Annotated in this window: 25 protein-coding genes and 1 pseudogene; 6 read left to right on the forward strand and 20 right to left on the reverse strand. The window is 70.2% G+C overall.

The features are described from left to right. Position 1: 1 nt before the first annotated feature. From CGZ93_RS03030 to CGZ93_RS03050, 5 genes are read right to left on the reverse strand one after another with little or no spacing between them, the layout of a single operon-like run. Positions 2-193 carry a helix-turn-helix transcriptional regulator gene (locus CGZ93_RS03030; RefSeq protein WP_094362675.1) on the reverse strand — a complete coding sequence of 64 codons (192 nt, stop codon included), beginning with the start codon at positions 191-193 and terminating at the stop codon, positions 2-4. Next, positions 190-579 (reverse strand): hypothetical protein, encoded by a 390-nt coding sequence (locus CGZ93_RS03035; RefSeq protein ID WP_094362676.1) that lies wholly within the window; start codon positions 577-579, stop codon positions 190-192. Before CGZ93_RS03035 ends, CGZ93_RS03030 begins: the two co-directional genes overlap by 4 nt. Positions 580-611: 32 nt before the next feature. Further along, the gene (locus tag CGZ93_RS03040) at positions 612-1,340 is read right to left on the reverse strand and encodes a CPBP family intramembrane glutamic endopeptidase (RefSeq protein WP_229117164.1); all 729 of its coding nucleotides are present in this window, start codon (positions 1,338-1,340) and stop codon (positions 612-614) included. Between the two features lie 48 nt (positions 1,341-1,388). Then, a complete protein-coding gene (locus CGZ93_RS03045; protein ID WP_094362677.1) occupies positions 1,389-2,120 on the reverse strand; it encodes a glutamine amidotransferase in 732 nt (243 codons plus the stop codon). Beyond that, positions 2,117-2,530: a PaaI family thioesterase gene (locus tag CGZ93_RS03050; protein ID WP_094362678.1), complete on the reverse strand. Its 414-nt coding sequence runs from the start codon at positions 2,528-2,530 to the stop codon at positions 2,117-2,119. Before CGZ93_RS03050 ends, CGZ93_RS03045 begins: the two co-directional genes overlap by 4 nt. Positions 2,531-2,646: 116 nt before the next feature. Here CGZ93_RS03050 and polA point away from each other — a divergent pair, with 116 nt between their 5' ends. Next, positions 2,647-5,382 carry a DNA polymerase I gene (gene polA, locus CGZ93_RS03055; RefSeq protein ID WP_229117165.1) on the forward strand — a complete coding sequence of 912 codons (2,736 nt, stop codon included), beginning with the start codon at positions 2,647-2,649 and terminating at the stop codon, positions 5,380-5,382. Positions 5,383-5,385: 3 nt separating this feature from the next. Continuing rightward, positions 5,386-6,114 carry an AAA family ATPase gene (locus CGZ93_RS03060; RefSeq protein ID WP_094362680.1) on the forward strand — a complete coding sequence of 243 codons (729 nt, stop codon included), beginning with the start codon at positions 5,386-5,388 and terminating at the stop codon, positions 6,112-6,114. Positions 6,115-6,132: 18 nt separating this feature from the next. On the opposite strand, the gene CGZ93_RS03065 is transcribed toward CGZ93_RS03060, so the two are convergent. Next, positions 6,133-6,438, reverse strand: a complete 306-nt coding sequence (locus tag CGZ93_RS03065; RefSeq protein ID WP_094362681.1) for an anthrone oxygenase family protein — start codon at positions 6,436-6,438, stop codon at positions 6,133-6,135. An 82-nt stretch (positions 6,439-6,520) separates the two neighbouring features. Between CGZ93_RS03065 and CGZ93_RS03070 the strand changes: the two genes are divergently transcribed. Together CGZ93_RS03070 and CGZ93_RS03075 are read left to right on the forward strand one after the other, a co-directional pair. Continuing rightward, the gene (locus tag CGZ93_RS03070; RefSeq protein WP_094362682.1) at positions 6,521-7,090 is read left to right on the forward strand and encodes a TIGR03086 family metal-binding protein; all 570 of its coding nucleotides are present in this window, start codon (positions 6,521-6,523) and stop codon (positions 7,088-7,090) included. Positions 7,091-7,139: 49 nt separating this feature from the next. After that, positions 7,140-8,885 carry a pyruvate dehydrogenase gene (locus tag CGZ93_RS03075; RefSeq protein ID WP_094362683.1) on the forward strand — a complete coding sequence of 582 codons (1,746 nt, stop codon included), beginning with the start codon at positions 7,140-7,142 and terminating at the stop codon, positions 8,883-8,885. A 15-nt stretch (positions 8,886-8,900) separates the two neighbouring features. Here the strand turns inward: CGZ93_RS03075 and CGZ93_RS03080 are convergent, their stop codons facing one another. From CGZ93_RS03080 to CGZ93_RS03135, 14 genes and pseudogenes are all read right to left on the reverse strand, one after another. After that, positions 8,901-9,602 carry a FadR/GntR family transcriptional regulator gene (locus CGZ93_RS03080; protein WP_094362684.1) on the reverse strand — a complete coding sequence of 234 codons (702 nt, stop codon included), beginning with the start codon at positions 9,600-9,602 and terminating at the stop codon, positions 8,901-8,903. A gap of 2 nt (positions 9,603-9,604) precedes the next feature. Beyond that, positions 9,605-11,254: an acetate--CoA ligase family protein gene (locus tag CGZ93_RS03085; RefSeq protein ID WP_407643921.1), complete on the reverse strand. Its 1,650-nt coding sequence runs from the start codon at positions 11,252-11,254 to the stop codon at positions 9,605-9,607. Positions 11,255-11,281: 27 nt separating this feature from the next. Further along, positions 11,282-11,527 (reverse strand): annotated as a pseudogene (locus tag CGZ93_RS20000) (CoA-binding protein); the annotation flags it as partial. Beyond that, positions 11,461-11,685 carry a CoA-binding protein gene (locus CGZ93_RS20005; RefSeq protein ID WP_407643917.1) on the reverse strand — a complete coding sequence of 75 codons (225 nt, stop codon included), beginning with the start codon at positions 11,683-11,685 and terminating at the stop codon, positions 11,461-11,463. The pseudogene CGZ93_RS20000 and the gene CGZ93_RS20005, both read right to left, overlap by 67 nt. Before the next feature lie 2 nt (positions 11,686-11,687). Beyond that, the gene (locus tag CGZ93_RS03090; RefSeq protein ID WP_094362686.1) at positions 11,688-12,470 is read right to left on the reverse strand and encodes an enoyl-CoA hydratase/isomerase family protein; all 783 of its coding nucleotides are present in this window, start codon (positions 12,468-12,470) and stop codon (positions 11,688-11,690) included. Next, positions 12,467-13,459, reverse strand: a complete 993-nt coding sequence (locus CGZ93_RS03095) for an acyl-CoA dehydrogenase family protein (RefSeq protein ID WP_094362687.1) — start codon at positions 13,457-13,459, stop codon at positions 12,467-12,469. Before CGZ93_RS03095 ends, CGZ93_RS03090 begins: the two co-directional genes overlap by 4 nt. Before the next feature lie 6 nt (positions 13,460-13,465). After that, positions 13,466-14,596: an acyl-CoA dehydrogenase family protein gene (locus CGZ93_RS03100; RefSeq protein WP_094362688.1), complete on the reverse strand. Its 1,131-nt coding sequence runs from the start codon at positions 14,594-14,596 to the stop codon at positions 13,466-13,468. Further along, the gene (locus CGZ93_RS03105) at positions 14,587-15,228 is read right to left on the reverse strand and encodes a nitroreductase family protein (protein ID WP_094362689.1); all 642 of its coding nucleotides are present in this window, start codon (positions 15,226-15,228) and stop codon (positions 14,587-14,589) included. Before CGZ93_RS03105 ends, CGZ93_RS03100 begins: the two co-directional genes overlap by 10 nt. After that, on the reverse strand, positions 15,197-15,583 hold the full coding sequence (locus CGZ93_RS03110; RefSeq protein WP_141211055.1) for a tripartite tricarboxylate transporter permease: 387 nt from the start codon (positions 15,581-15,583) through the stop codon (positions 15,197-15,199). Before CGZ93_RS03110 ends, CGZ93_RS03105 begins: the two co-directional genes overlap by 32 nt. Positions 15,584-15,625: 42 nt before the next feature. Continuing rightward, complete coding sequence (locus CGZ93_RS19855) at positions 15,626-16,855, reverse strand: DNA glycosylase AlkZ-like family protein (RefSeq protein ID WP_094362691.1); 1,230 nt, start codon at positions 16,853-16,855, stop codon at positions 15,626-15,628. Continuing rightward, on the reverse strand, positions 16,752-17,795 hold the full coding sequence (gene mgrA / locus CGZ93_RS03120; RefSeq protein WP_094362692.1) for an L-glyceraldehyde 3-phosphate reductase: 1,044 nt from the start codon (positions 17,793-17,795) through the stop codon (positions 16,752-16,754). The genes CGZ93_RS19855 and mgrA overlap by 104 nt, the downstream gene beginning before the upstream one ends. Positions 17,796-17,799: 4 nt before the next feature. Next, positions 17,800-18,705: a MaoC family dehydratase gene (locus tag CGZ93_RS03125; protein ID WP_094362693.1), complete on the reverse strand. Its 906-nt coding sequence runs from the start codon at positions 18,703-18,705 to the stop codon at positions 17,800-17,802. Then, entirely contained in the window at positions 18,702-20,087 is a 1,386-nt protein-coding gene (locus tag CGZ93_RS03130) for a 3-oxoacyl-ACP reductase (protein ID WP_094362694.1), read from the reverse strand. The genes CGZ93_RS03125 and CGZ93_RS03130 overlap by 4 nt, the downstream gene beginning before the upstream one ends. A gap of 11 nt (positions 20,088-20,098) precedes the next feature. Continuing rightward, the gene (locus CGZ93_RS03135) at positions 20,099-21,382 is read right to left on the reverse strand and encodes an acetyl-CoA C-acetyltransferase (protein WP_229117167.1); all 1,284 of its coding nucleotides are present in this window, start codon (positions 21,380-21,382) and stop codon (positions 20,099-20,101) included. A gap of 94 nt (positions 21,383-21,476) precedes the next feature. Between CGZ93_RS03135 and CGZ93_RS03140 the strand changes: the two genes are divergently transcribed. Both CGZ93_RS03140 and CGZ93_RS03145 read left to right on the forward strand, forming a co-directional pair. Then, entirely contained in the window at positions 21,477-22,136 is a 660-nt protein-coding gene (locus tag CGZ93_RS03140) for a TetR family transcriptional regulator (RefSeq protein WP_229117168.1), read from the forward strand. Beyond that, complete coding sequence (locus tag CGZ93_RS03145) at positions 22,136-24,067, forward strand: acyl-CoA dehydrogenase family protein (protein WP_229117169.1); 1,932 nt, start codon at positions 22,136-22,138, stop codon at positions 24,065-24,067. Before CGZ93_RS03140 ends, CGZ93_RS03145 begins: the two co-directional genes overlap by 1 nt. Positions 24,068-24,093 lie beyond the last annotated feature (26 nt).

Below are 24,093 nucleotides of genomic sequence, written 5' to 3' on the forward strand. Positions count from 1 at the left end.
CTCAATCGGGGGAGAAGATCTCCTCGATCCGCAGGTTGAACACCGCGGCGATGGTGAAGGCCAGCGGGAGGCTCGGGTCATAGCGTCCCGACTCCAGCGCGTTCACCGTCTGCCGGGAGACGTCCAGCTCGCGGGCCAGGTCGGCCTGGGTCCAGCGCCGCTGCGTGCGGAGCTCCTTGAGCCGGTTCCTCATCGGTGCCGCCAGGCTGTCCAGGCGGTCCCGAGGGCGAACAACACCGCCCACAGCGGGGTGACCCAGGTCCAGTCCAGGGCCGGGGCGCCGACGCTCTGGCAGAACCCGAGGACCATGCTGACCAGGATCGTGCCCGCCACCGAGAACGCCAGCGACAGCAGCAGTTTCCGGGACTGGAACTCGTCGGCCTCGCGGACATAGCGCCACAGCGCCCAGATTCCGATGAGTACGCCGAGGGCGGGCAGGCTCGCCACCAGATAGCGCTGCGGCGTACCCTCCGGCAGACCTCGGGCGAGTGGCAGCATGGTCAGCACCAACACCGAATAGACCACCGCGGCCGCGGCGAAGCGCCAGCCGTAGGCGACACCGGCCCGGCGTCGAGACATCGGAACTTCCTTTCCTCGTGGGGTTCGCGAGCCTAGCCGAGGGCGCCCAGCAGCAGTGGTACGCCGAGCCCGAGCACGTCCAGCAGCCAGTGCGCCACGACCACCGGCCACAGCCGCTTGCGCCAGCGAAAGAGCAGTCCGAGCACGACGCCGCCGAGGAACGTCGCGACGAAGCGGGCCAGTTGCGCGCGGGGATCCCATGCGGTCAGCGCGGAGTGCTGCAGGCCGAAGAACGCGGCACTGATCAGCAGTGCGCCGGCGGCCCCGAACCGGCCCTGCAGGGAGTCCATCGCATAGCCGCGATAGACGAGTTCCTCGGCCAGTGCGATGGTCACCGGCATGATGCTGATCGCCCAGATTCCCAGCCACAGCGGGGGATGGCCGGATCCGGCGGGTGCCGGCGGGGCACCCTGGTAGGCGATCAGGTTGCCGAGGAAGGTGGCCGCGAAGAACGCCACGGCCAGGATGACAAAGCACAGCAGCGCCCAGCCCGTGTCGCGCGCCCGGGCCGCGAGGACGCCGCGGACGCTGCGTCCCTGGCGGTGCAGCAGGGCCCGGACCGCCATCAGGCAGATCAGGTCCACCGCGACGATGGTCACGTTGGACCAGGCGAGCGCCCGGTGGTAGCCGCCGACGAGCGGGGTGAGCAGCAGGTTGCCGGCGAACAGCAGCCCGGTGCGCAGCAGCAGCATCGCGAGGATCACCAGCAGCGGTGCCGAGGGGAGTACGGGACGTTCGGTGTGGGTGGTGGGGGAGTTCACCCCTAGAATGTAAAGCTGGCTTGACAGATGTGTCAAGGTCGCTTTACCTCAAGCGTACCGGGCGCCGAAGTTGGCCAGCACCTGGTGCGGGTGGCTGACGTCGCTGCGGTGTGCCTCGTCGACCAGCCGGTCCAGGTCCTCGGGAGCGAAATAGCCGTGGTGCTGGTAGGCCCCCAGCCGCCCGATCAGCCCGGCGGCGTCCAGCTCGGGGTGGAACTGGGTGGCGTACAGGTTCTGCCGGACGCGGAACATTTGCACCGGGCAGCGCTGCGAGGTGGCCAGCAGCACCGCACCGCGGGGCAGCTCGCGGACCGCCTCCTTGTGCCCGACGAACGCGTCGAAGCTGTCGGGAAGTCCGGCACACAACGGATCCCGGGCACCCTCAGGGGTCAGCTCGATCCGGCTGGTGCCCGGCGGCTCGCCGAAGGTGCGGTCGATCAGCGCGCCCTGGTGGCTGCCCAGGGTGCCGATGCCATAGCAGGCACCCAGGAAGGGAAGATCGCGCTCGACCAGGGCGTCCAGCAACCGGGCCAGCTCGGCCTCCACGCGGCGCTGCACCGCCGACTTCGACCCGACCGGATCGGAGGAGTTGAACGGGCTGCCGCCGGTGATGAAGCCGGCGTAGCGGTCCAGATCTATGGCGGGCATCGGGTCCCGTTCCAGCCGGATCCAGTCCAGCCGGCCGCTGCCGGTCCCGAGAAACCGTTCCACAGCGGTGAATTCGGCGTCAGCTACCTCGTCCTCGGCACGGGTGCCGATGAACAGGAAGGGCCGGCTCACCGGCGTACGCCCGTGTGGTCGACCAGCTGGCAGCTTATCCGCGCGGTGGCGATCCGGTGGTCGTGGTCGTCGGTCAGCACCACCTCATAGGTGGCGACCCGACCGCCCAGGGCCAGGGCGGTGGCCACTCCGGTGATCCAGCCGCTGCGGGCCGCCCGGTGGTGGGTGGCGTTGATGTCCACCCCCAGCGCGATCCGCCCCTTCGGCAGGGCGTGTGCGGTGGCGGCGAGCGACCCCAACGACTCGGCCAGCACGCAGGTGGCGCCCCCGTGCCAATAGCCGACGGGCTGGGTGTTGCCCTCGACCGGCATCCGCCCGACCGTCCGCTCCGGGCTGATCTCGAGCACCTCGAGGCCCAGCTTCTCGTCCAGCGCGCAGCGCATCTGGTGGTACCAGTCGGGCAGGGTCATGGTGGCTCTCCTTCGATCCGGGCCAGCCTACCGGCGGCGTGATGCCGGCGCCGCCACTGCGGTGTCCTCGGGGCGACCGGCATGGTGCGTCGGTCGTTCTCGGTAGTCTCTGGGGTGTGCCTGCTGCGACGACTGGACCCAAGGATGCGCCGACCGAGGCGGAGCGCCCCCCGCGGCTGCTGCTGATCGACGGTCACTCGGTGGCCTATCGCGCGTTCTTCGCGCTGCCGGTGGAGAACTTCGCCACACGCACCGGGCAGCACACCAACGCGGTGTTCGGGTTCACCTCGATGCTGATCAACGTGCTCCGCGACGAGCAGCCGACCCACATCGCGGTTGCGTTCGACGTGTCCCGCAAGACCTTCCGCTCCGAGGTGTACGCCGACTACAAGGCCAACCGGAGCGCTTCCCCGGACGAGTTCAAGGGACAGGTGCAGCTGGTCAAGGAGGTGTTGGACGCGTTGAACATCACCCACGTGGAGGTGGAGGGGTACGAGGCCGACGACATCATCGCCACCCTGGCCACCACCGCCCCCGAGCAGGGCGTGGACGTGCTGATCTGCACCGGTGACCGGGACGCGATGCAGTTGGTCACCGAGCACGTGACCGTGCTCTATCCGCGCAAGGGCGTCTCCGACCTGGCCCGGATGACCCCGGACGCGGTGCAGGAGAAATATCTGGTCGCGCCGGCCCGCTATCCCGAGCTGGCGGCGCTGGTCGGGGAGACCTCCGACAACCTGCCCGGCGTGCCCAAGGTCGGGCCGAAGACCGCCGCCAAGTGGTTGGGCGAGTGGGAGGGGTTGGAGAACCTGCTGGCGCACGCCGACCAGATCAAGGGGGTCGCCGGCAACAACCTGCGCGAGCATCTGGAGCAGGTGCGGATCAACCGCGAGGTCAACGCGCTGAAACGCGACCTGCCGCTGCCGGTCGGGATCGAGGAGCTGGAACGGCGGGCGTGGGACCGCGAGGCCACCCACGAGCTGTTCGACGCGCTGGAGTTCCGGGTGCTGCGGGATCGGCTGCTGGAAACCCTGCCGCCGGAGGAGACCGAGCCTGAGGGCGGCTTCGAGCTGGCCGGCTCGGTGCTGGGGGCCGGTGAGCTGGCCCAGTGGCTGGCCGAGCACACCACCGGCCAGAAGCGCACCGGGGTCGACGTGGTGGGTCAGTGGGCCAGCGGCAGCGGGGACGTGGTCGGGGTGGCGCTGGCCTCCAGTGACGGCGCCGCGGCCTGGGTCGAGGTGGCCGATCTCGGCCCCGACGACGAGCGGGCGCTGGCGGAGTGGCTCGCGGATTCTGAACGACTGAAGGCGATGCACGATGCCAAGGGGCCGCGGCTGGCGATCTGGTCCCGCGGGTGGGAGCTGCGCGGGCTCGACTGCGACACCCAGCTGGCGGCGTACATCCTGCGTCCGGACCAGCGCACCTTCGACCTGGGCGACCTGTCCATCCGGCACCTGAAGCGGGAGCTCCGCGTGGAGGAGACCGGCGCGGTCGACGACGACGCCCAGGAGGCGCTGTTCGACGACCCGGGTGCCGATCAGGCGGCCCAGCAGGCGGCGATGGTACGCGCCCGCGCGGTGATCGACCTGGCCGAGGCGCTGGACGCCGAGCTCGCGGAGCGCCACCAGTCGGACCTGCTGGCGGGGGTGGAGCTGCCGCTGCAGGAAACCCTTGCCTCGATGGAAAGGCTCGGTGTTGCGGTTGACCTGGACCACCTCGAGTCACTCGAGTCGCACTTCGACGCGCAGGTGACCAGCGCCGCCGATCAGGCGTACGCGGTGCTGGGCAAGCAGATCAATCTGGGTTCGCCGAAGCAGCTGCAGGTGGTGCTGTTCGACGAGCTGAAGATGCCGAAGACCCGGCGCACCAAGTCGGGGTGGACCACCGACGCCGACGCGTTGCAGGGTCTGTTCGCCAAGACCGAGCACCCGTTCCTGGCGCACCTGCTGGCCCACCGCGACGCGATCCGGCTGCGGCAGACCGTGGAGGGGTTGCTCAAGTCGGTCGCCGATGACGGGCGGATCCACACCACCTATCTGCAGACCATCGCCGCGACCGGTCGGTTGTCGAGCACCGAGCCCAACCTGCAGAACATCCCGATCCGCACCGAGGAGGGGCGACGGATCCGGGAGGCTTTCGTTGTGGGCAAGGGGTTCGAGACGCTGCTGACGGCGGACTATTCGCAGATCGAGATGCGGATCATGGCGCACGCATCGGCGGACGAGTCGTTGATCGAGGCGTTCCGTTCGGGCAAGGACTTCCACACGGTGACCGCGGCGAAGGTGTTCGACACCCCGGCCGAGGAGGTGACCGTCGAGCAGCGGGCCCGAATCAAGGCGATGAACTACGGCCTGGCCTACGGGTTGAGCGCCTATGGGCTGAGCCAGCAGCTGGGCATCGAGGTGTCCGACGCCAAGGGGCTGATGGAGGAATACTTCGAGGAGTTCGGCGGAGTGCGAGATTATCTTCAGGGGTTGGTGAAGGAGGCCCGGCGCACCGAATACACCGAGACGATCCTGGGCCGGCGACGCTATCTGCCGGACCTGATGAGTTCCAACCGGCAGCGACGTGAGATGGCCGAGCGGATGGCGCTGAACGCGCCCATCCAGGGTTCGGCCGCCGACATCATCAAGGTGGCGATGCTGGACGTGGAATCCCAGTTGCGCAAGGAGGAACTGGCCTCGCGGATGCTGTTGCAGGTGCACGACGAGCTGGTGCTCGAGGTCGCGCCGGGGGAGCGGGAGCGGGTCGAGGAGCTGGTCCGGGACAAGATGGGTCACGCGGTCGAGCTGACGGTTCCGCTGGACGTGTCGGTGGGCACCGGGCGGTCCTGGCACGAGGCGGCGCACTAGCCCGTGGTCAGTTGGCAGGTCCCCCGTCCGGTACGCCGGATCGAGGCGCGCCAGGGGGTGCGGCCCGGTGGGGTCTGGCCGCACACCATTGCGGCGGTCAGAAGTCTGCTCACCGACGGGCTGGAACTGGGGCAGGCCACAGTGCTGGTCGGGGAGAACGGTTCGGGCAAGTCGACCGTCGTGGAGGCGATCGCTGGGGCGTACGGGCTGAACGTGGAGGGTGGCTCGACCGGGCACCAGCACCGAACCAGCGAGACCGAGTCGGCGCTGGCCGGGGAGCTGCACCTGGTGCGGGGTGCAGGGGCGAGTCGCGCGGGATTTTTCCTGCGTGCGGAGACGATGCACGGGCTGTACAGCTATCTGGAGTCGGCCGGCGGGGCGAACTATCACCGGCGCAGCCACGGGGAATCGTTCCTGGACGTGATCGAGGGGCGGTGCTTCGACCGTCTGGGCGCACCGCAGCCCGGGTTGTACCTGTTCGACGAGGTGGAGTCGGCGCTGTCGTTCGGGTCGTCGCTGCGGGTGCTGGCGACGCTGATCGACCTGTTGGCCGAGCCGGGCGTGCAGTTGGTGCTGGCGACGCATTCGCCGGTGCTGGCGGCCTTGCCGGGGGCGACGCTGCTGGAGCTGGACGGTGACGGCTGGCACGAGGCCGAGTGGGGTGATCTGGAGCTGGTGGTCGGGGAGCGGAACTTTCTGGGTGACCCGCAGCGGTTCCTGCGGCACCTCTAGTCCAGTTGGTGTCGTGGGTCAGTCGTTGAGCGCGCCGGCGACCAGGCACGCGCCGGAGGCGAGCAGCAGGGCGACGCGGACGTGGTTCATCCGAGTCCAGTCGCGCGCATAGCTGAGCCAGTAGTCCTTTGCGGCGGCGGAGCCGGCGGTCAGGGTGGCCAACTGGTTGTTGCAGGGCACGTGGTAGGCCGCCGTGACGGTGAAGGCGGCGACGGCCAGACCCGCGCCGAGGATGAGCAGGGGACGGTTGCCCTTTGCCCGGTCGATGGCGGCGAGCACGCCGACCAGTGCGCCCCCGGCTGCGGAGCCCAGCAGCGGCAGCATCAGCAGGCTGCGCGGGGCACGCTTGTTGATCGCCTGCAGGCTTCGACAGGCTCAGCCAGCGTGGGGGATCTAGGGTGGCTGCATGAGCACACCCGCGGAGATGCTGGAACTGGCGCTGGACGAGTTCACCGAGGTGCTGGCCCACACCACGGATCCGAACGCGATCACCCCGTGCGACAACTGGCGGGCCATCGACGTTGCCGGCCATGTGGTGGGCACGATGGGCAAGGTGCTGGCCCTGCTCGGTGACGGCGACGTCGCGAGCGCGCCCGCGGACCCGGCCAACGCCGGACTCACCCCGCTCACCATGATGGCGCGCTGGGGGCAGCGAGCCAGCGAGGTGCACGACGCACTGGCCGAGGCCGACCTGACGACCCAGCGTCAGACCGCCTATGGCCGGGGGCCGGTCGGGCGCCAGCTCGCCGTACCCGCCTGCGACCTGGCGGTGCACGCCTGGGACGTGGCCGCATCCCAGGGCGTACGCCTCGAACTCCCCGAGGAACTGCGGGATTTCCTGCACAGCACGGTTTCCCGGATCCCGCCGGAGCGGATGCGATCCCCGGGGATGTTCGGCCCCGAGACCGAGCCGCCCGCCGACGCCAACGAAACCGAACGGATCATGGCCTACCTGGGCCGTCGAGTACCGCGCTGAGCAAGGCCCCCGGTGTTGAACGATCCGACCCCTGGTGTCTAGTTGAGTCATGACCGAAACAGTTGCAGACCAGGTAGTTGCCCAACTTCGCGCTGCCGGCGTACGCCGCATCTATGGCATCGTGGGGGACAGTCTGAACCCCGTCGTCGATGCGGTACGCCGCACCGGCGGCTCCGCGAAGGGCGGCATCGACTGGATCCACGTCCGGCACGAGGAGTCCGCCGCCTTCGCCGCGGGTGCGGAGGCCCAGCTGACCGGAGAGCTCGCCGCCTGCGCAGGTTCCTGTGGTCCGGGCAACCTGCACCTGATCAACGGCCTCTATGACGCGAACCGGTCCGGAGCGCCCGTGATCGCCATTGCCAGCCACATCCCGACCGCGCAGATCGGTGAGTCCTATTTCCAGGAGACCCACCCCGACCGGATCTTCAACGAGTGCTCGGTCTATTCCGAACTGATCTCCACGCCGACCCAGTCACCCCGGGTCGTCAACTCGGCCATCCGGCACGCCGTCGCGGAACCCGGAGTCGCCGTGGTCACCCTGCCCGGTGACATTGCCGACGAACCGGTGGCGGCCGGGGCGCCTCGCTATGTTTCTGTGCGCACAGGGATCCTCACCCCACCCGTCGAGGTGGTCCAGCAGCTCGCCGACGCGATCAACGCTGTCGACCGGGTGGCTCTCTTCGTCGGGGCCGGCATCACCGGTGAACACGACGCGGTTGTCGCGTTGGCCGAGTTGATCGGTGCGCCGATCGGGCATTCCCTGCGTGGCAAGGAGCACATCCAGTTCGACAACCCGTTCGACGTCGGGATGACCGGTCTGCTCGGCTATGGCGCGGCGGCGGCAGGAATGGAGGACGCCCAGCTGCTGCTGATGCTCGGCACCGACTTCCCCTATGACCAGTTCCTGCCCGAGGTCACCACGGCGCAGGTTGACCGGGACGCCAGCGTGATCGGCCGGCGTACCTCGGTGGACCTGCCCGTGCACGGAGACGTCGGCGCCACCCTGCGGGCGCTGTTGCCGCTGGTGCAGCGAAAGAAGAGCCGTCGGTTCCTGGACAAGACGCTGAAGCGACACGACGAACTGATGAACAAGGCGGTCGGCGCCTACACCCGCAAGGTGGAGAAGCTCAAGCCGATCCACCCCGAATACGCCGCCTCGGTCCTGGATCAGGTGGCGGCCGATGATGCGGTGTTCGCCGCCGACACCGGGATGTGCAACGTATGGAGCGCGCGTTACATCAACCCGCTCGGTTCGCGGCGGCTGCTGGGATCCTTCCTGCACGGGTCGATGGCGAACGCCCTGCCGCAGGCGATCGGTGCCCAGCTCGCCGACCGGGGCCGCCAGGTGATCTCGATGTCCGGTGACGGCGGATTGTCCATGCTGCTCGGGGAAATGCTCACCGTCGCGATGTATGACCTCCCCCTCAACGTGGTGGTATTCAACAACTCCACCCTGGGCATGGTCAAGCTCGAGATGTTGGTCGACAAGCTGCCCGACTTCGGCGTCGACGTCCCCGCGGTGGACTATGCCGGGATCGCCCGGGCGATGGGCTGGCACTCGATCCGGGTGGACGACCCGAAGAAGTTGGAGGCCGCCTTCAGGCAGGCGTTGGCGCACCCGGGACCGGCACTGGTCGACGTGATCACCGATCCCATGGCGTTGTCCCTGCCGCCGAAGATCACCTCGGCGCAGATCTTCGGGTTCGCCACCGCGATGAGTCGGATCGTGCTCAACGGCGGCGCGGGCGAGGCTGTGTCGATGGCGCGCTCCAACCTGCGCAACCTGCCCCGCTGAACGAAACGGGCGCGCTCACCGCTGGTCGAGATTGATCAGCGGCGCCGACATCAACCCCCGCTGTTCCATGTAGTCGCGATAACCGGTCAGGTGCCTGGTCATCGCCCGCCGGGCTCCGGGAGCATCGCCCGCGAGGATCCGCTCACTGATTCGGATGTGGGCGGCGGAGGTCGCCTCCAGGTCGGCCTCGGAGATCAGCCGGGGACGGAAGTGTTCGGTGAACGGTCGGCGCAGGGATTCCAACGACACCGCAAGAACCGAGTTGCCGCTCGCCTCCGCGACCGCGAGATGCAGGTCGGGCACGTAGGCCAGGTCGACTCCTGCCGCGGCGGCGTGGACGGCGAACACCTCCCGCTGCTCAGCGGTCGCGTGCCGGGCCGCCAGTTCCGCGGCGGTCGGCTCCAGCAGCAGCCGGAACTCCACCCACTCGGCGATCGTGGTGGATCGCGTCGCGAACAGCAGCGAGATAACGTCGCTGACCTGACCCAGCTCGGGGTGACGGACGAAGACGCCACCGGTCACTCCGCGGCGCACCTCGACCAGGCCGTCGCGCTCGAGCAGCCGCAACGCCTCGCGGACGGCGACCCGGCCCACGCCCAGCTCCGCGGCCAGCTCGACCTCGGAGGGCAACCGGTGCCCGACCGGCAGCCGCTGCCGCAGGATCCGGTCACGGATCGCGGTGACCACCACATCGGAGGCTTTGGGCAGGCGGGACATGATCACCCAGCTTCCCTGATCACCGCCAGCGCGTCCACCGCAACCACCGATCCGTCCGCGCGGACCAGCAGCGGATTCACCTCCAGGGCGGCAAGATCGGTGCCGGCGGCCAGGTCGGCGAAGCGGCGCAACACCTGCGCCAGCGCCGCCCGGTCGACCGGCGTACGCCCCTGCGGGCCGTCGAGCAGCGCGCTCAGCGCCAGCGAATCCATCATCGAGTGGGCGTCGGCCTCCGACAGCGGCGGCACCCGCACCTGAGCGTCGGCCGTCACCTCGGTCAGCACACCGCCGATACCGAGCAGCACCACCGGCCCGAACACCGGATCCCGTTTCATGCCGAGGATCAGCTCGGTGTCGGAGAGCACCATTTCCTGCACCAACAGGCGCCGGTCGGCCACGTCCGACGGCGCACGGTCCAGCACCTGGCCGGCCGCCTCGCGAACCGCCGCCGCATCAGGCAGCCCGACCCGAACCAGTCCCAGCTCGGACTTGTGGCCCACCTCGGCGGAGAGAAACTTCACCACCACGGGAAATCCGAGCTCCTCGGCGGCTGTGATCGCTTCATCGACCGTGTGCACGGCTCGCTCCCGCGCAGTGGGGATCCCCGCGTCGGCCAGCAGCTGCTTGGCCGCCACCTCGTCCAGCTGGACCGGCGCGGCCCCCGGGGCGTCCGCGGGGGTACGCCGGGCCCCGGGCAGCGCGGGTAGTCGGTGCCACTCGGCCAGGGCGGCGATCGCCCGGACCGCCCGAACCGGCTCGGTGAAGGCGGGGAGTCCAGCCTCTGCGAGGATTCCGGGAACCCGGCCGGTGCCGCCCACCCAGACCGTGACCACCGGCTTGTCAGTCCGCCGGGCGGCGTCGGCGATCATCGCGCAGGCCTCGTCCTCCTCGGTCTGCATGTTGCCGAGCACGACCAGGACGGCGTCGGTGTCGGGGTGGGAGATCGCGACGTCGAGCGACCTGGCCAGCAACGTGGTGTCACCGAGCAGGGCGCCGGTCACGTCGATTGGGTTGCCGGTGGAGGCGAACGACGGCAGCACCGCCGCCATCCGCTCCCGCCAGTCGGCGGACCATCCGGGCACCCGCAGGCCGTGTTCCTCGGCCGCGTCGGTGACCAGCACCCCGGCACCGCCGGAGAGGGTGACCACCGACAGTCGGCGCCCGCGCAGCGCGGGAGCGAAACAGAAGATGCGGCCCAGGTCGAGCAACTCGTCGAGATCGTGGGCGCGGATCGCCCTGTGCTGGGAGAGAAACCCGTCGACCACCTCGTCGGCGCCGGCCAGTGCACCGGTGTGCGAGGCGGCCGCGGCGGCCCCGGCCGCGCTGCGACCGACCTTCATCACCACCACCGGCACCTCGCGCCGCGACGCCTCGTCGAAGGCGGCGGCCAGTGCGGGCGGGTCCTCGATGCCCTCGAGATAGCTGAGCACCACCTCGGTCCCCGGCTGGTCCAGCAGCAGCTCGATCAGCTCCGGGGTGCCGGTGTCGGTCTCGTTGCCGGTGCTGACGAAGGTGCCCAGCCCGAACCCCGCGGCCTGGGCCTGCTGCAGCACGAAGGCGCCCATCGCCCCGCTCTGGGTGACGAAGGCGGCACCGTGGTCCCGCAGCTCGAGATCCGGGTCGTCCACCCCGGACATGAAGGTGAGCGGCATCCGTTTGCAGGCCACGATCACGCCGTTGCAGTTGGGGCCGACCAGGCGTACGCCGGCTGCCCGCGCCGCCTCGGCCAGCTCCCGTTCCAGCTGCGCACCGGCCGCACCCACCTCGCCGAAGCCGGAGGCGTAGACCACGGCCACCGGGATCCCGGCCCCGCCGCACTCGGCGATCGCGGCCGCCACCCACCCGGCGGGGAGGGCGATCACCGCCACGTCCACGGGCCCAGGAAGCTCAGCCACCGAGTTGAAACAGGGATAGCCGTGCACCTCCCGCCGGCTCGGGTCACCCCGAACACTTTGCCGGGGAAACCGTAGCGGCGCAGGTAACGCAGCGTCCGCCCCGACGGCTTGTACGGATTGGCCGAGGCGCCCACGACGGCGATCGCCCGGGCGGTGAGCAGGGGGGCCAGCGAGGCCGGGTCGGTCATTCTCAGCGCCCCGTGTAGGTGCCTGGGCGCTTCTCCAGGAACGCCTGCAGGGCCTCCTGGTGATCGGCGGACTTCATCGACAGGTGTTCGTAGGCCAGCGACAGGTCCATCAACTGGGCCACCTGCAGCTGCATCATCTTGTTGATCGACAGCTTGGTAGCCCGCACGGCGTACGGCGGCAACGCCGCCAACTCACCCGCCAGGGCGGCGACGGTGTCGAGCAGCTCGGCGGCGGGCACGCTCCGCGACACCAGCCCGATCCGCTCGGCCTCCTCGGCCGGCATCAGCCGCCCGGTCATCAGGAACTCCTTGGCCCGCGAGGGACCGATGAGCATCGGCCAGATCGCCGCTCCACCGTCCCCGGCCACCAGCCCGACGTTGACGTGCCGGTCACCGATCCGTGCGGTGTCGGCCAGATAGGTGATGTCGCACATCAGTGCGATGGTCGCGCCGAGACCGACCGCCACCCCGTTCACCGCGGCGATGATCGGTTTTTCCAACCGGGTCAGGATGTCGATCAGGTCGCGACCCACCGAGAGCACCCGGTCCGCGCCACCGAAACTGGTCTCGCCGACCATCCCCTTCACGTCACCGCCGGCGCAGAACGCCTTGTGTCCGGCACCGGTGAGCACGATCGCCCGGGTGTCCGGGTCGACGTCGGCAGCCTGCAGTGCCCCGCGCAGTTTCTCGTGGGTGGCGGGATCCAGCGCGTTCATGCTGTCGGGACGGTTGATGGTGATCCAGGAGACGCCCTCACGGTTCTCCAGCAGGACGGTGTCGCTCATCGGATGCTTCCTTCCAGGTTGCGGCCGGCGCCGGCCAGCCCGAGGTGGTCGATGATGGTGCGGCGGTGCCGCCGGGAGCTGCCGTGGTGCACGGCCAACGCCCAGGCCCGCTTGGCGAAGAAGTGCAGGTCATATTCGGTGGTGTAACCCATCCCGCCGTGGCACTGGATCACCCAGCGCGCGGTGGTCAGGGCGGCCTCGTTGGCGCGCTGCTTGGCCTGGGCCAGGATGAGTCGGCTCCGCGGGTCGCCGGGGCCGCGCGCGGAGAGCAGCCAGGCGGCCTCGTTGACCGCGGGTGCGGCGAAGTCGATCGCAATCCGACAGTCGGCCAGGTGGTGCTTCACCGCCTGGAAAGAACCGATGGGTACGCCGAACTGCTGGCGTTGCGGCACGTAGTCGCAGGCCAACGCCAACATGGCGCGGGAGAGGCCGATCAACTCTGCGGCGGTGCCGACGGTCGCCCGCGCCCTGGCCAGCGGCCCGTCGTCGAGGGCCACGCCGTCGTAGCCGGGGGTGAACTCGGCCAGTGGCCTGGTCCGGTCCACCGAGGCGGTGGGGGAGAACGAACCGGCTGCGGCGTCGTGCCGACGATCGTCGATCACCACCTGCTTGACCAGGTTCGGCCAGGCGGTCAGGGCGCCGTGGCCCGGTCGCGGTTCTCCTGCCCAGGCAGCAGGAGCGGGCTCGCCGTCACCGAGCTCGGGGGCCAGCGCGATCGTCTCGGTGAGCGGGAGCGGCAGGCAGCTGCGACCGAACTCCTCGGCCACGGCGACCAGGCACACCTCGTCCACGCCCAACCCGCCCTCGTCCTCGGCCAGCAGCAGGCCGGTCAGCCCGACCTCGACCACCTGCTGCCACAGGCGCTCGGCAGCGGCGGGGCCGTCCTCACCGTCAAGTCGGCGCAACAGCTCCGGTCCCGCCTGGTCACTCAGCACCTCGCGGGTCAGGCCGGCGAGCTCGCGCTGTTCCTCGGTCAGCTCGAAGTACATCTGGGTTCACTTCCTCGGCAGGCCGAGCACGCGCTCGGCGATGATGTTGCGCTGGATCTCGTTGGTGCCGGCATAGATGGTGCCACCCAGGGAGAACATGAACCCGCGGCTCCAGGAGTTGTCGATGACCGCCGAGGACTCCAGCAGCTCGAGGGCCACCTGGTGCAGCCGCACGTCCATCTCGGACCAGAACACCTTGTTCAGTGAGGATTCCGCGGCCACTTGCGTGCCGTCGGCGATGTGCGTCACCTGGTGCAGCGTGAACTGCTGGTACGCTTGGGCGTCGGACCACACGTCGGCGATCTTCTCGGCCAGCGAGGCGGTGAGCAGCTCCGGGTGTTGCTGGGCGGCGGTGATCAGCCGGTCCGCCGCCTGCAGGAACCGGCCGGGGGAGCGCAGGGTCAGCCCCCGCTCCGAACCGGTGGTCGCCATCGCTACCTGCCAGCCGCGGCCGACCTCGCCGATCACGTCGTCGGAGCCGACGAACACGTCGTCGAGGAACACCTCGGCGAACCCTTCGTCGCCGTCCAGCCGCTCGAAGCCGCGCACCTCCACGCCGTCGGCGTCCAGCGGCAGCATCAGATAGGTCAATCCCTTGTGCCGCTGCGATTCCGGGTCGCTGCGGAAGAGCCCGAACAGGTGGGTGCAGAACGCGCCCCGGGTGCTCCATGTCTTCTGCCCGCTGACCCGGAAACCGCCGTCAACCGGTTCGGCCCGGCTGCGGACACCGGCCAGGTCGCTGCCCGCACCGGGCTCGGACCAACCCTGGGCCCACAGGTCCTTGGCGGCCGCCATCCGCGGCAGGATCCGTTGCTGCTGTTCCGGCGTACCGAACTCGAACAGGGTGGGGGCGAGCAGGAAGATGCCGTTCTGGGTCACCCGTTGCGGGGCCTCGGCGCGGTAGTACTCCTCCTCGAAGATCAGCCACTCCCACAGCGAGGCGTCCCGTCCGCCGAACTCCTCCGGCCAGGAGACCACGGCCCAGCGGGCGTCGAACAGCGTGTGTTCCCAGTCGAGGTGGGCGGTGAAACCCTCCCGGGTGTCACCCGACGGCAGCCCGCGCGGGACGTTGGCGGCGAGCCATTCCCGCGCCTCGGCGCGGAAGGCCTCTTCCTGCTCGTTCCAGGTCAGATCCATGTCACGATCTCCTCCAGCTCACGGCGCGGGGCGGGGGACAGGGTGTCACCCGTGATCGGGGCGACCGGCAGCAGTGCCGCCAGCGTCCATTCCCGCGGAATCTTTGTCAGCGCACGAAATTTGTCCGCGCGGGCAGGCCTGACTGTGGTCGGGCAGCTGCCCAGCCCGTATGCCCGCAATGCCTGCTGCAACGACCACACCGCTGGCAGCACCGATCCCCAGGAGCGGGCGGCCACCGTCCCGGTGGCCTCGGTCGGGGCCGGCTCCGTGGTGCAGGCGAGCACCAGCGCCGGCAGGCTGCCCATCCGGATGGCCAGATCGGTCGAGGCCGCGCGCAACCGCCGGGTGGTCTCGTCGCTCACCGGTGGGCGGTCGGCGTCGAAGGAGGCGCATGCCGCCCGGTAGATCTCACCGAGGGCGGCACGGGTGTCCTTGTCGGTCACCACCACCCAGCGCAGCGGCTGCCGGTCACCGGCGCTGGGTGCCTGGCCGGCCAGCTCCAGGCACTGCCGCAGCACGCCCGGATCGACCGGGCCGTCGGCGTCCAGGCGGCGTCGCACCGCCCGGGTGGTGCTGAGCACCGCCTCGGCACCCGCCAGGTCAGCGGCGGGCAGAGTCGTCGGCACTCGCATCCGCGCCCTCCTTCGGCTTCTCGTTCCCGGCCTCCCCTTCGGTGGCCGCCGGGGCGGTCAGCGTGCGCCGGACCCGGGTGCGCAACACCGTGACGACGACCAGGGTGAGCACCAGCCCACCGAGGATCGCGCCGGAGATCGGACGGGTGACGAAGATGCTCGCGTCCCCCTTGGCGATCAGCATGGACTGGCGGAAGGACTGCTCGAGGAGCGGCCCGAGCACGAACGCGAGCACCAGCGGGCCGGGCTCGAAGCCCGTCTTCTTCATCAGCCAGCCGATGATGCCGAACCCGATCACCACGAACATGTCGAACACGTCATTGTTGATCGAATGGACGCCGGCCACGGGAGCCACTCAACCAAAGCGTAGTAAATATTGCAAGGTTTTGGTTCTGGGTCAGTCGAGCCCGGCGAACTCCTGTCCACCGGCGGCAGCCAGCAGCTCCGCCGCCGCCTCGGCCTGCCTGCGGATGGTTGCTCCGGGTCGTCCCCACCAGCTGCAGGCGATGGTGAGCCGCTCCTTCTTCGACCGTGGCCGCCAGGTGCCCAGCAACTCCCCGTCGCGGGCGATCGCGCCGGGCCGGCCGAGGGTGGGCCACAGTTCCTTGTGCCGGGCCTGGTTTCCGCCGGTGAGCAGGTCCCGGTCCTTGGCGGCCAGGAACAGGTCGAACCCGTTGAGCAGCCTGAGCGCGGGTTCGGCGGCGGGTTCCGCGGCCGCCTGGTAGGCGTCGTCGTCCTCGGGCAGGAGCCACGCCGTCGTGCCGGCCCGATCGACCTCGACGGCATCCTCAGGCCAGACCGCCTTGATCTCGCCGACGGAGGTCTCACAGAAGGCGGCCACCTCCTTCGGGGTGGCCGGCCCGAGCAGGTGCAGGTACGCCCGGGCCACCTGCAGGTGCTTCGGTGCCCGGGTGGCGTCGGCCGCGGGCCCGGGCGTACGCCGCCAGCCGGGGATCCGGCGCAGCACCGGAGGGCTGGTGCCCGGTTGCAGCTCAAGGCCACCGTGCACGGCCGCCAGCCGGAACAGCTGCTCGTGGTAGTGGGTCACCGCGCAGGAGCGGCAGGCCACCTGCAACTCGTCGGGGAGTCGGCCCTGCAGCAGGGTGGACACCTCACCCTTGCTCAGCGGCTTGCCGAGCACCGCTCGCTGTTCAGTGGCGACGGAGGTCAGCGCCTCGATGCAGTCCTCCAGTTTGCGTCCGGCCGTGCCACACCGTTTCCCCGCATCGGCGCCGGAGAAGGGGAGAGCGCGGTCTGCACGTCGCGCACTTCGGTGCGCCGGAAGTAGTGCGGGGCGCCCCGCCACGCCCAGACCTGAACCAACTCCTCGGAGAAGTCGCCGGTCAACCGCCGGGCGTCGGGGACGGACACCCCGCGGTTCACCAGGGCCGTCCGCGCGGCCTCGCCGACCCCTTGCTGGACACCAAGGTCGAGCACCGCCAGCTCGGTCGGGTCGGCGTCGGTCACGTCGAGTTCCTGGATCCGGAAGCGGTGTCGCAGCACCTGCTCGCGCGGGGCCATGATCAGTCCTCGGTCTGTCGGGCCCACAGGTTGACCCCGGACTCGACCGCGTCGCGGTCGATCTGTTCCAGTTCCTGTTCGCTGAGGTCCAGGTTGTGCAGGACATCGAGGCTGTCGTCCAGCTGCGGCACGCTGGAGGCGCCGATCACCAGTGAGGTCATCCGCTGATCACGCAGCGCCCAGGCGAGGGCCAGCTGGGCCAGCGACTGGTCACGCGACCGCGCCAGCTCGTTCAACCGACGCAGGCGATTCACGGTGTCCTCGGTGATCATCGCCTCCGTCAGCGATCCGCCGCGGGCGGCCCGGGATCCCTCCGGAATGCCGTTCAGGTATTTGTCGGTGAGCAGGCCCTGGGCGAGCGCGGTGAACGCGATGCAGCCCATGCCCTGGCGCTCCAGCTCGTCGAGCAGCGAGGGGGTCTCGGCATCCCCTTCGATCCAGCGGTTCAACATGCTGTAGGAGGGTTGGTGGATCAACAGCGGGGTGCCCAGCTCCCGGGCGATCTCCGCGGCCTCCCTGGTCCGTTTCGCCGAATAGGAGGAAATCCCGGCATACAGGGCCTTTCCGCTGCGCACCGCCTGATCGAGGGCCATCATCGTCTGCTCGATCGGGGTGTCCGGGTCGAAGCGGTGGCTGTAGAAGATGTCGACGTAGTCCAGCCCCATCCGGCGCAGCGACTGGTCCAGCGAGGCCAGCACATATTTGCGGGAGCCACCACCCTGACCGTAGGGACCGGGCCACATGTCCCACCCGGCCTTGGTGGAGATGATCAACTCGTCGCGATAGGGCGCCAGATCCTGACGGAGCAGGGTGCCGAAGTTGATCTCCGCCTGACCATAGGGCGGGCCGTAGTTGTTCGCCAGGTCGAAGTGCGTCACGCCGCGGTCAAAGGCGCGGCGGACGATGGCACGCTGGGTCTCCATCGGACGGTCGTCACCGAAGTTCTGCCACAACCCCAACGAGATCAACGGCAGCTTCAGCCCGGACCGGCCGCAGAAGCGATACTGCATGGCGTCGTAGCGGTCGTCGGCCGCTTGATGGCTCATCGCCTCAGGGTAGTTCGGGCTCCCAGCTGAGCAGCAGGTGGGTCCGGCGTTCAGCCGGAGTGCCGGGGCCGACCAGGGCGGCCGTGCTGCGGCTGCTCTCATCGAGGCGAACCAGTCCCACGGTGCTGGGCAGCAGGACCGGTTTGCGGAACCACACCTGGGCGGTGCCGGGATCGGTGGTGCGCGGGCCGATTGCCGCCAGGGTACGCGCGAAGGTCCACATGCCGTGCGCGATGGCGCGCGGGAACCCCATCGCGCGGGCCGTCCACGGGTGCAGGTGGATCGGGTTCACGTCACCGCTGATGGCCGCGTATTGCCGCCCCAGGTCGGCGGGCAGCCGCCACCTCGCCGAGACGGGCCGATCGGGTACGCCTGGAGCCTGCGGTTCCGCCTCACCCGAACCGCCCTCTCCGTTCCCCGCGCCTGTCGAGGGGCCCCGGTGCAGATAGGTGCTGGTGGACTCCCAGACCGTTTCCCCGGCCAGCTCGGCGCGGGCGCGCAGGTCGACGGTGCTGCCCTTCGCGTGTGAGGCGAGGTTTTCCGCCCACACCGTCAGGTCGGGCCGGTCAGCGGCGGTCAGCGGCCGGTGCAGCACCGAGGAGTTCCGCACGTGCACCAGCCCGGGCAGCGGCAGCGGGAAATCCCTGTCCGCCATCAGTTGCGCCTGCAACGGGAATCCGAGCAGGTGCGGGTAGGGGTGCGGCAGCCGGTCGTTGACGGCAGATCCGCAGAGCCGCTGGTAGGCGTACAGGTTGCTGGTGTCCACGCGTGCCGCGGGCAGCCGCAGCACCCGAGTGGGCAGCGAGCCGCTGCCGCCCGGACGGCCGGGCGCGGTGAGCGCACTCCGCAGCAGTTCCCTGCCCAGGTTGGGTCTGCGGACGATCAGCTCGGGCTCGGTGGCCGGGCTCATGCCCCCACCATGTGCTGTCCGCACACCCGGATGGTCTGCCCGGTGATGGACTGGCTGGCCGGCTGGGCGAGGAAGGAGATCACCTCGGCCACATCGACCGGCAACCCGCCCTGCTGCAGCGAGTTGATCCGACGGGCGACCTCGCGGGTGGCGAACGGCATCTTCGCGGTCATCTCGGTCTCGATCAACCCCGGCGCCACCGCGTTCACGGTGATACCGCGTTCGGCGACCTCGTCGGCCAGCGCGTCCACCAGGCCGATGATCGCCGCCTTGGTGGCCGCATAGTTCGTCTGGCCTCGGTTTCCGGCGAACCCGGACTGGGAGGACAGGCAGATCACCCGACCGCCCTCACCCAGACCGTCGGGGCCGAGCAGGGTCTGGCTCATGGTGAGGATCGACTGCAGGTTGACCGCGATCACCGCACCCCACCGGTCGGCGTCGGTGTTCACGAACAGCTTGTCGCGGGTGATCCCGGCGTTGTGCACGACGATGTCCAACCCGCCGTGCCGGCTGCGGCAGTGCTCCAGGATCTTCTGTCCGGCGTCGGGGGCGGTCACGTCGACGGTCAGCGCGCTGCCCTTGGCGGCGTTGACCACCTTGGCCAGCACGTCGCCGGCCGCCGGCACGTCCACCCCGACGACGGTTGCGCCGTCGCGGGCGAGCACCTCGACGATCGCCGCACCGATCCCGCGGGCGGCGCCGGTGACCACGGCAACCTTGCCCTGCAAAGGTTTCTCGGCGCTGGGGTTGGGCAGCGGCGGGTTCTCGTCGATCCGGATCGGCTGGCCGTCGACGAACGCCGAGTGCCCGGAGAGCAGGAACTCCACGGTGTGCGCGACGGCCGGCAGGTTCGGCTCGTCGACACCGAGCGGGCTCGGGGCGAACACCAGGTTGGCGGTGGCGCCGGCGCGCAGCTCCTTGGCGATCGAACGGGTGATCCCGTCCAGGGCACGCTGGGTGGCCACCTCGACCGGGTCGACCAGCAGGTCCGGGTCGGTGCCGATCAGCACCACCCGGGCGTTGCGGGCGAGCCGTTTCACCGCGGGGGCGGCGATCGCGCGGAACGCCTCCAGCGAGCCGGGGTCGCGCAGCGCGGCCAGGTCGAGCACGAGGCCGCCCAGGCGCGGGGCGTCCTCGCCCGCCTCCCCGGGGGCCTCGACTGTGATCCCGTGCGCGGCCAGCATCGCCGTCACCGCGGTGGCGTAACCGCCTTCGGCGTACGCCTGTCCGGCGGGGGAGACCCCCGCGACCAGCACTGGGGAGTCACACAGGGGGGCGTCGGATTTCCAGCGACGCAGGGAAACCGGGTTGGGCAGGCCGAGCTGCTTGACCAGCAGCTTGCCGATCGGGCTGTGGGCGAACTGTGCGTAGTCGTCGCTCATTGGTTGCCTCCTCAGGCCTCGATGATGGCCACGACGCCCTGGCCGCCGGCGGCGCAGACGGAGACCAGGCCGCGGCCCGATCCCCTCTGGTGCAGCAGCTTCGCCAGGCTGGCCACGATCCGACCGCCGGTCGCGGCGAACGGGTGACCGGCGGCCACCGAGGAGCCGTGCACGTTGAGCCGGTCGCGGTCGATCGAGCCGAGCGGGGCGTCCAGGCCGAGCCGGTCGCGGCAGAACTCCGCCGACTCCCACGCCTTCATCGTGGCCAGCGGGGTTGCGGCGAATGCCTCGTGGATCTCATAGAAGTCGAAGTCCTGAAGGGAAAGCCCGTTGCGCTCCAGCAGTCGGGCGGTGGCGTACGCCGGGGCCATCAGCAGACCCTCGGCCCCGCCGACGAAGTCGACCGCGGCGGTCTCGGCGTCCACGAACCAGGCCAGCGGGCGGAGCCGGTGCTGCTCGGCCCACTCCTCGCTGGCCAGCAGTACCGCGGAGGCGCCGTCGGTGAGCGGGGTGGAGTTGCCGGCGGTCATCGTCGCCTCGTCGCCGAGGTCCTTGCCGAAGACGGTCTTCAGTTTGGCCAGCTTCTCCACGGTGGAGTCGGGCCGGTTGTTGTTGTCGCGGTTCAGCCCCAGATAGGGGGTGACCAGATCGTCGAAGAAGCCGGAATCCCAGGCCTGGGCCAGATTCTGGTGGCTGGCGGCGGCCAGCTCGTCCTGCTCGGTGCGGCTGACGTCCCACTCGCGGGTGGTGGTCGCCATGTGCTCACCCATGCTCAGCCCGGTGCGCGCCTCGGCGGCCTGGGGGATCGCGGGGGCGAGGAAGTCCGGCCGGAAGCGGGTCAGCGCCTTGAACCGCTGGGCGGGGGTCTTGGCCCGGTTCAGCTCGAGCAGGATCGCGCGCATCCCTTCGCTGACGGCGATCGGGGCGTCCGAGGCGGTGTCGCTGCCGCCCGCGATGCCGACGTCGATCTGGCCGAGCTTGATCTTGTTGGCGATGTAGTTGGTCGCCTGCAGGCCGGTGGCGCAGGCCTGCTGCAGGTCCACTGCGGGGGTGTGCGGATCCAGCGCCGTGCCGAGCACCGACTCACGGGTCAGGTTGAAGTCGCGGCTGTGCTTCATCACCGCGCCGGCGGCGACCTCGCCGAGGCGCTCCCCGGCCAGGCCGTGGCGGGCGACCAGCCCGTCGAGGGCGGCGGTGAGCAGATCCTGGTTGCTGGCTTTGGCGTACGCCCCGTTGGCGCGGGCGAAGGGGGTGCGGTTGCCGCCGAGGATTGCGGCGCGACGGATGGCGGTCATGGACACTCCTGTGGAGTCGGAGACGCTACGAACAAGGCCAATGTATCCGATACTGGTGGTAGTCGAAACCCCGAGTACCTGATATTTTCGGGACATGGCAGGACCCGACGATGGCGCCCGGCGCGCGGCCGCCCAGACCGTGGTTGACGGTCGTGCGCGGCGCTGGGCCGAGCACAATCTGGCGCGCCGGGCGGAGCTGGTCGAGGCCGCCCTGGCGGCCATCCGCGAGCACGGGCCCGGTGTCGGGATGGACGAGATCGCGGCCCGGGCGCAGACCTCCAAACCCGTGCTGTACCGGCATTTCAGCGATCGGGGTGGTCTTTATCGGGCCGTTGCCGAGCGCGTCGACAACCGGATCGCGCGCCGGCTCGACAAGGCCCTGTCCGGGCCGGGCACCGTACGCCAGGTGCTCGCGGCCGCCGTGGAGGCGTACCTGTCGCTGACCGAGGCCGACCCGCAGGTGTACCGCTTCGTGGTCCGACCGCCCGCCCTTGAGGGCAGCATCGCCGATCGCCAGCTGCGCGGCATCACCGACCGCGCCGCCCAGGTGCTCGCCGACTATCTGCAGCCCCAGCTGGGGCCAGAGCGGGCCCGGGTCTGGGCGGTCGCGCTGGTCGGTGCGCTGCAGGCGTCGGCCGACCGCTGGCTGACCGCTGCCGACCCGATCCCGCGCACCGAGCTGGTCGCCCAGCTCACCGACTTCGCCGCCGACGGCCTTTCCGCACACCTGGACCCGCACACCGAGGAGACCTGATGAGCGGCGAGCACACCGCCAACCCGCAACTGGTGGCCGGCCTGCTGGCGGCCACCGGCGGCCGCTGGGCCGAGATGCGTGACCGGTTCCGCGAGCTGGGCGACCAGGCGCCCGCGCCTCCGCGCACCGAGCTGGGGCCGGAGGCGTACCGGGACTGGACCGACGAGGCGATGCGCTGGGTCGCCGGAACCGGCGTACCGGCGCTCGGATTTCCCGTCCAGATGGGCGGAACCGGCGACTACGGCGCGGCGGTGACCGGCTTCGAGATGCTCGGCCACGGTGACCTGTCGCTGACCGTCAAGGCCGGTGTGCACTGGGGCCTGTTCGGTGGCGCCGTCGCCAACCTGGGCACCGGACGGCACCACCACCTGGGGGCCGCGATCATCGACGCCACGCTGCCCGGTTGTTTCGCGATGACCGAGACCGGACACGGCTCCGATGTGCAGTCGCTGGAGACCACTGCGACCTTCGCCCCCGACACCGACGAGCTGGTGATCCACTCGCCGACCCCGTCGGCGCGCAAGGACTACATCGGCGGCGCGGCCCGGAGCGCCCGGATGGCGGCGGTGTTCGCCCAGCTGGTGGTGGCCGGTGAGTCCGAGGGGGTGCACTGCGTGCTGGTCCCGATCCGCGACGAACAGGGCAACCCGATGCCGGGGGTGACCATCTCCGACTGCGGCGGCAAGGGCGGACTGTCCGGCGTGGACAACGGGCGCATCCTGTTCGACCGGGTGCGGGTGCCGCGCACCAACCTGCTCGGCCGCTATGGCGACATCGACGACCAGGGCCGCTATCACTCGCCGATCGAATCGCGCGGGCGGCGGTTCTTCACGATGCTCGGCACCCTGGTCCGGGGCCGGATCAGCGTCGCGGGCTCGGCCGGCTCGGCCACCCGCTCGGCGCTGGAGATCGCCACCAAATATGCCGAGCAGCGCACCCAGTTCCAGGCCCCGGGCAGCGACACCGAGATCACCCTGCTCGACTATCGCACCCACCAGCGGGCGCTGCTGCCGCGGATCGCGACGGCGTACGCGCTGATGTTCGCACAGAACGACCTGGTGTCGCGGATGCACGACGTGCAGGTGCAGACCGCCGACGGCGAGGTTTCCGAGGCCGATCAGCGTGCGGTGGAGACGATGGCGGCCGGGATCAAGGCGTACGCCACCGCCTTTGCCAACGACACCATCCAGACCTGCCGCGAGGCGTGCGGGGGAGCGGGCTATCTGACCGCGAACCGGCTGGTCACGCTGCGCGCCGATACCGATGTGTTCGCCACCTTCGAGGGCGACAACACGGTGCTGCTGCAGCTGGTGGCGAAGTCGCTGGTGACCAGCCTGCAGCGTTCCTTCGGGGCGATGGACACCCTCGACGTGGTGCGGTTCGGCTCCCGGATGGTCGCCGAGGCGGTGGTGGAGCAGACCTCGATCCGCGGGCTGGTGCAGCGGTTCAAAGATGTCTGGAGCGATCGGCTGCCCTACACCGAGCGGGCCGAGCAGCTGCACCTGTTCGCCGATCGGGAGACCCACCTGCTGGAGGGGCTGGCCCGGCGGCTGCGCCGCGCCACCGCGCCGGGTGCCGATGCGTTCGCGGTGGCCAACGCGGCCCAGGATCACCTGGTCGAGGCCGCGAAGGCGCACGTGGAGCGCAACGTGCTGGAGGCGTTCGTGGCCGGGATCGAGGCGTGCCAGGACGCGGACACGCGGATCCTGCTGGAGCGGGTCTGCGACCTGTACGCCCTGAGCGTGCTGGAGCGGCACCGGGCCTGGTATCTCGAGCACGACCGGCTCACCCCGGAGCGGTCCAAGGCGCTGATCGGCGCGGTCAACGACCTGTGTGCCGAGCTGCGTCCGCACGCCCGCACCCTGGTCGAGGGGTTCGGCATCCCGAACCGGTGGCTGGGCACCGAGATGATGGGCGTCGAGGCGATCTGAGGCTTCGACAGGCTCAGCCGACGTGG

It is taken from the genome of Enemella dayhoffiae, assembly GCF_002250625.1.
In the GTDB taxonomy this organism is placed as follows: domain Bacteria; phylum Actinomycetota; class Actinomycetes; order Propionibacteriales; family Propionibacteriaceae; genus Enemella; species Enemella dayhoffiae.